Raw genomic sequence first — 6,868 nt, forward strand, 5'->3', positions numbered from 1 at the left:
TCGCCTCTCTCATTCCGGAGGACCGCCGAAGGCCAGCATCGTGTCGGTGCGCCGGTCATGACGGATGAGGGCGCGCCGGGCCGCGTAGTGCATCCGCTCCGCCTGCCGCTGCGCGATGCGCACGAGGCAGCGCCGCGCCACCATGGCAAGGAACCCCCGCCCGCGAGCGATAGGCGCGAGGAGCGGCGTCCGGGCGGTGACGACGAGCGGATCGTCCAGCGCCAGGATCGCCTCGGTGGAGCCGGGCTCGCCCTGCCGCGCGGTGCGGCCCTCGAGCTGCCGGTCGATGCGCCCTGCGCTGTGCCGCTCCGTCAGGATGACGTGGAGCCCGCCGCGCGCCGCCACCCCCTCGCCGAGCGCGATATGGACCCCGCGCCCCGCCATGTTGGTCGCGACGGTCACCTGCCCCGCCTCGCCGGCCCGGGCGACGATCGCCGCCTCCTCGCGGTCGTTGACGGCATTGAGGACCGTATGGGGAATGCCGGCCTCGCCGAGGGCGCGGCTCGCGCGCTCGCTCGCGGCGACGGAGCGGGTGCCGATGAGCACCGGCCGCCCCTCCGCGCGCAGCACGCCCGTGCGTGCCGCGACGGCGGCCCACTTCTCCTCCGCACCGGTGTGAACCCTTGCCCGGTGGCGCCGCATCCCCGACGGGCGGTCCGGCGCGACGCGGATGGTGACGAGGCCGTAGGTCCTGGCGATCTCGTCCCGCACCTCCCGCGCGGTCCCCGTCAGCCCGGCGAGGCGCATGTAGCGGGAAAAGAATCGCTGGTAGGAGGTGCGGGCGAGCGTCGTCTTGCGGCCGGTGAGCCTCACGTCCTCCTTCGCCTCGACGTACTGCTGCAGGCCTTCGCTCCATGAGCGCTCGGGCATCAGCCGCCCGGTATACTCGTCGACGATCACCACCTTGCCGTCCTTGACGACGTACTGCTCGCCCCGCTGCATCAGGTGGCGGGCGACGAGGGCGCTGCGGACCGCGTCCTCGCGCCGGAGCCGGTTGGCGAACGGGCCGTGGGTGACGCGCTCGGCCAGCAGCGCGCGGCCGTCCTCGGTGAGCGACACCCGCCGCTCGGCCGGCACCACCATGTAGTGAATATCGGCGGTGAGGAGGTCCGCGAGCGCGAACGCCTCGCGGGCCTCCGCGGCATCGGCGCCCCCCTCGACCTCGCGCGAGAGGATGAGTGGGATGCGCGCCTCGTCGATGAGCACGCTGTCGGCCTCGTCGACGATGGCGAACGGCAACCCCCGCAGCACCGGCTGGCGCCGCCCGGGTCCGCCCCGGCCGGTCAACGCCGACACCTTCAGCGAGACGTCGTCGAGTTGGCCGCCGGTCCCCACGCGGTCGCGCAGGTGGTCGAAGGCGAGCGCCTTGTTGGACACGGTGACGATATCCGCCCGGTAGGTCCCGCGCCGGGCGCTCTCGTCGTCCCCTTCGGCGATGGCGCCGACGGTGAGGCCGAGCCGGCGGTACAGCGGCGCAAACACCTCGGCGTCGCGGACGGCAAGGTAGTCGTTCACAGTCACGATGTGGACCGGCGTACCGGAGAGGGCCGCAACGGCGGCTGCGAGTGCCGCGACGAGGCTCTTGCCCTCGCCGGTCTGCATCTCCACCAGCCGCCCCCCCAGAAGCGCCAGCGCGCCGAGCGTCTGGCCCGGGTGCGGATCGAGCCCGACGGTGCGCCGCGCGACCTCCCCGACGATCGCGAGCGCCGCCGCGTGGTCCGCCGGACCTGCACGCAGCTCGTCCCGCAGCCGGCGCGCCGCGCCGATTAGGTCGCCGTCGGTCGCGTCGCGGATACCGGCCCGCATCGCGTCGCAGCGTGCGGCCTCCCGACGGCAGCGGCGGTGGATGAGGAAGGCCGTCCGGGTGGCGAGGACGGCCTTCATGCCGTCCGCCGCGTCGTCCCAGCCCGTCCGCCGCTCCAGCGGCCGCTGCGGATAGAGGTTGAGGTGGAGGCCGCCGGCGACCGCCGCGTCAGGCATCCGCCCCGGCAGGCTCGACAGGAGCCTCGGCCGCCTCCGACGCGCCGGACCGCTCGGCGACCGATGCGAAGTGCCGGAGCGAGGCTAGGTGCAGGTAGACGCACTCCAGCTCGTCCGTCTTCAGCATCGTCATGAGGACGCTCTCGTCGAGCGCCTTCAGCCGGTCCCGGTCCACGGTCTTGAACCCGTTGAGCTGGCGTCGCTCGCCGTTGGGCAGGGTGAACTTGGCCTCCATGTCGCGCAGGAGGTCGTGCTCCATGAGGCGCTGGCAGAAGATGCGGGTCCGGTTGAACTGCCGCTGGTAGTCCTGGAGGAAGCGCAGCACCTGCTTCAGGTAGTGGGTCTGGTTGCCCTCGCCGTCGAACAGCCGCTCGCCCCGGTCCTCGGTGTTGCAGCCCTCGAACTCCTCGTCGATGTGGAGGACGAGCTGCCCGTCGCTGGTCTCGTGGCTGAAGACGAACGGGTAGCGCCGTACGAAGGCCGGCACGTAGCGCCCGCCCCACTTGCCCTCGCCCGAGACGAAAGCGTTCTGCGAGCCGGTCGCGCCGAGGATCGCCGTCGGCACGATATTGTCCCCCGCGCCGGCGAAGACGATGGGCATCTCGGCCCCCGCGTCGGCAAATTCCGAAGCGACGAGGGGCACGGAATTGACGTTGCGGGCAAACGCGAAGCTATCGCCCGCCTTCACCGACGTCATCTTGTGACGCTGTGCATTCACGGGAACGGCGTTTCTATAGAACAACAGTTGCGTCGCCACGGGTCGTCTCCCTTGTGATCGTCTGTGCCATGTCGTGATTGTTCATCTTCGGTCGGGACATGGCCAATCATTAAACCGAGAATGTGGACAAGAAGATTTGACGGGCGCGGCGATAGACGCGCACCGCGATCGGCGTCGGCGCGTGGACGAACCGCAGCATGACCCGCGCGCCGATCGCCTCGAACGGCTGCCCGGCCGGCGGCTGGACTTCGAGGGCGAGGAAATTCTGCAGCGCGCGCGCCTCTTCGACCGGGCGTGCCGGGTCGAGAACGATGCGGCCGCCGCCGACGGTCGCGAGCGCCAGGCTCGGGAGGGTCGCCGTCAGCCCCGGCACCTCGCGCGTCACCGTCCCGTCGTGGACGGTGGCCGGATTGGTGACGAAGCGCATCTCCACCCGTCGTGTCGCGGTGCGCACCAGGTCGGCGTCCGCCTCGGGGATCAGGGTCGCAACGACCGGATCGACGAAGGGGCTGACGAAGCCGACGACGTCGCCCTTGCGCACCGCACGCCCGACGAGGTCCGTATGCCCCGGCAGCGCCACCCGCCCGCCGGTGCGTGCGCGCACCATGAGGCCCGACATGCGGACCTTGGCGAGGGCCAGGTCCTCCCGCGCATGGGCGAGCTCGGCGGCGGTGACGCGCGCGCGGCCCGGGTCGATGGCGCGCACGGCGTCATAGCGGGCCTGACGCTCCACCACCGTCGCCTCGAGCAGCGCCACGCGGGCCGCGAGCAGCGGGTCGGCGAGGCGCAGCACCGGCGCCCCGGAGGCAACCTCCGCGCCCTGCGCCACCAGCACCTCGGCGACGGTCCCGTCCACCTCGGCGACGAGCCGCCCCTCGCTCGGCGTCGTCACCACGCCTTCCGCCATGGTGGCGAACGGCAGCGGGATCGCGAGCAGCACGAACGCCACAACGGCGACGACCGCGCCGAGCCGGGCGAGCGCCCTGCCGCGCGTGCGGTTGAGCACCGGCGAGGTGAACAGGAAGCCGAGCCATTTGACGACCGGCACGACGAACATCAGCGTCAGCGCCCAGAGCGCCATGACCACGCCGACGACGAAGAATTTCGTCGCGACGAACAGGATCACCGCCGAGAAGATCATCAGACGGTAGAGGAACGCCGCGACGGCATAGAAGACGAACCACCCCGCCTCCCCCGGCGCGGTCGCGGGGTTGCGCACGTCCTTGGCCCCGAGGATCCGCGTCTGCACCCAGTAGCCGATGTAGAGGTTGGCGCGGCGGGCGAGGTTCGGAATCTCGACGAGGTCGGAGAGGACGAAGTAGCCGTCGAAGCGCAGCAGCGGGTTGCCGTTGAAGAAGACCGTCGAGACGCCGCCGATGAGCATGACGTTGAACGCGAACGCGCGCACGACGCCCGCCTCGGCCCCGGTCCAGACGATCATCGCCACCGCCGCCATCGCCATTTCGGCGAGGATTCCGGCCGCCGCCACCAGCGCGCGCTTCCATTTCTGCGGGAAGGACAGGCTGTCGGAGGCGTCCACGTAGGGGACCGGCAGGAAGACGAGGAGCATGACGCCGATCTCGTGCACCTCGCCTCCAAAGCGCTTGATCATGTAGGCGTGACCCAGCTCGTGGATCGCCTTGATCGCCGGATAGGCCACCAGGATCAGCGCGATGTTCTGCAGCGAGAGCACGCGGTCGAGCACATTGTGGGTGAGCTCACCCCAGTGGACGGCCGCCAGCGCGATTCCCGTCAGCACGAGGAGAGCCCACGCCACGAGCCCCGCGACGGAGAGGATCGGCCGCACGAGCGGCAGTGTGAGCCGCAGAAAGCCGTCCGGATCGAGCACCGGGATCCGGATCGCGAGCGGGTTGATGACGCGCATCAGCCGTGCCCGCGAGCGACCCTTGCGGCCGCGCTCGGCCAGCTCCTCGATGTCCGGCGGGACGTCGCCCACCAGGACGTCGGCGTGGTGGAGGGTCGCCAGCAGGCGGATGACGTCGTCCTGGGCCAGCGCCTCCGCGGCCAGCGCCTCGCAGGCGATGTCCCAGGCCTCGCTGGTGGTCCGCGTCCCGTCGAGCAGCGAAATGAAGAAGTACGCCGCCGGGGTGAAGCGGTGGAAGCGCCCCGAGGTGCGATCCTGCAGGACGTACCAGAGCGTCCCGCGATAGTGTGTCCGGTGCAGCCGCACGTGGTTGCGAAGGCGCAGCTTCAGCTCGGCGACGCGGAACCAGTTGGGGCTGTGCAGGCGCTTCTCGGCGGCCATCACCCTCCCCCCGGCGTCACGGCGCGTACTGCCACAGGGTGAGGCGCGCCCAGTTGACGAGCCGGCGCGTCCAGATGACGACCAGAAGGCGCTCGTCCACGTCCGTGCGCGCCGCGCCTTCCATGCCGGGACGGAGCCAGTCGGCATCGTCCCGCAGCGAGGCCTCGACGCGGTAGGCGTTGCGCCCGTCGTGGCTCTCGGCAACCGGGGTCACCATGTCGACGGTATAGCCGAGCGCCTCGCCCGGGCGGGCGGCGAGGACGAGGTGGCCGGTCTGTCCCGGCTCCACTTCGGCGACGTCCCCCTCGTCGACCTCGATGACGACGCGGTAGGCGTCGAGCGGGGCGATCCTGAACAGCTCCTCGCCCCGCTCGACGGCCGCACCGACGGACTGGCTGAGGTCGCCGGAGACGACGATCCCGTCGAACGGCGCGGTGATCCGGGTTCGGGCGATCTGTTCCTCGATGAGGGCGAGCTGCGCCTCGGCCTGGGCGATCTGGCTCTTGATGATCGCCGCCTGGGCACGGTTCCGCTCGGCGAGTGCGCGATCGTACTCCACCTCGCGCTGGCCGCGCGCGGTCGTCCAGCGGAGCCGCTCGAGGTTGAGGTCCTGATCGTCGAGGGTCGCGATCAGCTCCCCCTCGCGGACGGTTTCGCCCGCCCGCACGGTCTGCGTCGCGACGTAGCCGGCGAACGGCGCCGTGACGGTGCGCTGCACCGCGCCCTCCACCCGGGCCGGACCGCCGACGGTGAATTCGCCGGTCACCGTCAGCGCCAGATAGGCGAGGATCGCCACCGCGACAGTCGCGAGCTTGGCCCCCAGATGGCGCGGTCCGAACAGCCGCGCGAGGAGCCCGCCGACCGCCTCCGCGACCTTGAGGACGATCGGCCGGTCGTTGCGCCGCATCTCGGCCAGCACCGGGCCGACCATGCTGGCGACGGCGTCCACGAGCTCCACGGTCTCGTCATCGAAGGGGGCGCTCGCCGGCCGTTCCAGCGTCATCGCGCCGATCACCGCGCCCTTGGCCTGGATCGGCACGGTCAGCACCGAGCCGGCCTGGTGCGCGAGCGCCAGCTCCTCGTGCATCCGGGTGATGCGGTAGTCCCAGTGCGCGGGCGGCGGATAAAGGACGATGTCCTCCTGGTCGACCGCCTCGTCCATCGCCCGGCCGAGGCCCTGCATGAGATTCATGCGGCTGGCGAAGCTCGAGGCGTGGCTGACCGCCGCGACATGCACACGACGCCGCCGCCTGATGCCGAGGCTGACGGGGTCGCAGGCGAGCTCGCGCGCCAGCTCCGTGACGAGCGCCATCGCCGCATCGTCGAAGCGCCGTGCGGTCAGGACCGTGGCGAGGAAGGTGAGCGCCTGCTGCGTGCGGTCGCGCACGGCGGCATCGCGGGCCCCCTGCTCGCGGCGCAGCAGCGCCTCCAGCCAGCCGGCGCCCCAGCGCAGGCGGCGCATCGCCTCCCCCTCGGCGACGGCCCCGCGGGAAACGGCGAGCGCCACCGTGCCGTAGAGCGATCCGTCGACGACGACCGGGTGCGCGATGACGGTATCCGCTGGCGGCGCCGGCATGAGAACGCCGCGCCGGTCCGCCATCGCCGCCTCGGCCGCGCGCATCAGCGCCCGCCCCGGCGCATCGCCGGAGGGGATCGTGGCGACCGACTCGAACGGGCCCGTGTCCGGCGCGCCGAGGACCGCCACGGCATGGTGCGCGCCCGGGATCTGCCGGCATTGCAGGCCGAGCCAGGCGGCAACGAACGCCTCGGGGCTCTCCGCGCCGGAGAAGTTCGCCCACAGCGACTGGTCGATCAGCGAGAAGCTGACCCGCTCACCCTGGAGCGGATCCGCCTCGCCTTGGCTGGATTGGACGTCCACGTTCACCGAAACCTGCCGCCCCTCA

The 6,868-nt window shown here is 71.7% G+C and carries 4 protein-coding genes; all 4 read right to left on the reverse strand.

The features are described from left to right. Window positions 1-9: 9 nt before the first annotated feature. Window positions 10-1,980 (reverse strand): preprotein translocase subunit SecA, encoded by a 1,971-nt coding sequence (locus DLJ53_RS16855; protein ID WP_111347356.1) that lies wholly within the window; start codon window positions 1,978-1,980, stop codon window positions 10-12. Beyond that, window positions 1,973-2,737: a SapC family protein gene (locus DLJ53_RS16860; RefSeq protein ID WP_111347358.1), complete on the reverse strand. Its 765-nt coding sequence runs from the start codon at window positions 2,735-2,737 to the stop codon at window positions 1,973-1,975. Before DLJ53_RS16860 ends, DLJ53_RS16855 begins: the two co-directional genes overlap by 8 nt. A gap of 70 nt (window positions 2,738-2,807) precedes the next feature. After that, complete coding sequence (locus DLJ53_RS16865; RefSeq protein ID WP_111347359.1) at window positions 2,808-4,964, reverse strand: PqqD family peptide modification chaperone; 2,157 nt, start codon at window positions 4,962-4,964, stop codon at window positions 2,808-2,810. 16 nt (window positions 4,965-4,980) lie between these two features. Beyond that, a complete protein-coding gene (locus DLJ53_RS16870; protein ID WP_162409285.1) occupies window positions 4,981-6,843 on the reverse strand; it encodes an efflux RND transporter periplasmic adaptor subunit in 1,863 nt (620 codons plus the stop codon). Window positions 6,844-6,868: the final 25 nt, after the last annotated feature.

This window comes from Acuticoccus sediminis (genome assembly GCF_003258595.1).
Classification (GTDB): domain Bacteria; phylum Pseudomonadota; class Alphaproteobacteria; order Rhizobiales; family Amorphaceae; genus Acuticoccus; species Acuticoccus sediminis.